The sequence below is a fragment of the Falsiporphyromonas endometrii genome (genome assembly GCF_042654485.1).
Taxonomy (GTDB): domain Bacteria; phylum Bacteroidota; class Bacteroidia; order Bacteroidales; family Porphyromonadaceae; genus Porphyromonas; species Porphyromonas endometrii.
The window spans coordinates 1-1,515 of sequence record NZ_JBHSGO010000073.1 but is presented as its reverse complement, the minus strand read 5'-3'; the positions used below and the strand labels follow the sequence as shown (position 1 = coordinate 1,515).

The following is a 1,515-nucleotide window of genomic DNA, read 5'->3' as shown; positions in this document are numbered from 1 at the left end:
GCTATAACTAGAATATCGCTTAACTTATGCTTGCAACGACCCACTACACGTGGATCTTCTACATTAGAAAAATAATCTTGTATATCCATAACCCAAAGATAAGCCTATTTTGATGCGGTTGCCCTGTCCCGGCCCGGCTTTGCGTCCTTGATGCATGCTCATCTTTGTATCATGAAGATCAAATTTCCTTTTACAGCTGTCTGGTAAAAAAATGATTTCGGGCTAAGTGCCTAAATAACAAGGCTCTGCGATAAAATTCAGATCGTATAGGTAACGATTTAGAAATGAGCAAAGTGCGCAGATGCACAATATATTGAATAGCCAAAGAACGCTCACTATTTCACTTGCAAAGGTAAGGCATACGGTACTTCACCTGAGGACAGGTAATACCTGTTTTGAGGCATTAGCCTGTAAATCAGCTTAGTTTTATCGTTTTAATAAAGCACTTGTCATCTTATGGATCGGCTGCCAGTCTTTTTGGTATTTAGGTACAGATGAAGCATGGATGCTGTATAATGTCATCATGGAGAAGTCAAACATTGTTTTTGGTCTAATGAGGATTGTTATCAAGTGGTGCCGGCTATATTGAGGTTTTGATATAATCTTTTGTGTTTATGTTTCCCCTTTTTATATCTTCCATGACAGATCATTTATTTTTCTTCTGTAATAGTATAATGGAAAGCATTTAAAAGACTATTCAAATAGAGGTCCCTAAAATTATGATTGTGATTTTGATCCTCAGTTTTATTGCTTTGGTAGAGGTCGTAGTTGCTTTTTATAGATCTTTATCTCACATTTTTAGTCCTCTTTTGCTGATGTTTTGCTACATTTGTTTTGTTATTAAAAGATATAATTATGAGACTTAAGTTTTCTATTATCCTTCTGTCTTTGCTTGGTTTGCTATGTATGCCGTCCATTGCAAAAGGTCAGACTTATTCCAACGACCAGGAGTTTGATGTATATCAAATCACTCAAAATGGCACGCTTAAAGATTCCAAAGGTTATTACCTTGGTAAGATTAATAAAATTGGTAAAGTAAAAGGTCGCAAAGGAAGCATTCTTGGTGAGATCAATGAGTATGGTAGATATTATAATCAAGATGGTATTTTGATTGGCTTAGCGGATAAACAAGGAAATATATACGATGGCAAGGGGCGTCCTGTTGCTAAAAAAATGCCTGATGGTACTATAAAGAATAATCAAGGACAATTGATAGGAAAAGTTGATAAAGATATCAATTATTGCTGGCTGGCGATATTTGCCTTAAGATTGTATACCAGTATGGACTAAATACTGTTTTTGCTAATCTATAAGTTATTCTTGGTTAGAGTTGTTCTAACATTATTCTTATTGATTGAAGGTTTAATTCTAAATATTTAAGGGTGGAGTCTGAAGTGCCCCCCAAAAGTTGGACGTTAAATTAAACGTTATAATTGTCTATAATGAGCTCGGTATTTTACCGGGCTCATTCCTTTTAACCTCAGTTTTATTCTTTTATTGTTATACCATTCTATA

At 34.9% G+C, this 1,515-nt stretch carries 2 protein-coding genes; one reads left to right on the top strand and one right to left on the bottom strand.

The features are described 5' to 3' along the window. Nucleotides 1-855 precede the first annotated feature (855 nt). A complete protein-coding gene (locus ACFO3G_RS03290) occupies nt 856-1,290 on the top strand; it encodes a 5-fold beta-flower protein (RefSeq protein WP_380077962.1) in 435 nt (144 codons plus the stop codon). A 137-nt stretch (nt 1,291-1,427) separates the two neighbouring features. Here the strand turns inward: ACFO3G_RS03290 and ACFO3G_RS03285 are convergent, their stop codons facing one another. Continuing rightward, a complete protein-coding gene (locus ACFO3G_RS03285; protein ID WP_380077071.1) occupies nt 1,428-1,514 on the bottom strand; it encodes an IS3 family transposase in 87 nt (28 codons plus the stop codon). Nucleotide 1,515 lies beyond the last annotated feature (1 nt).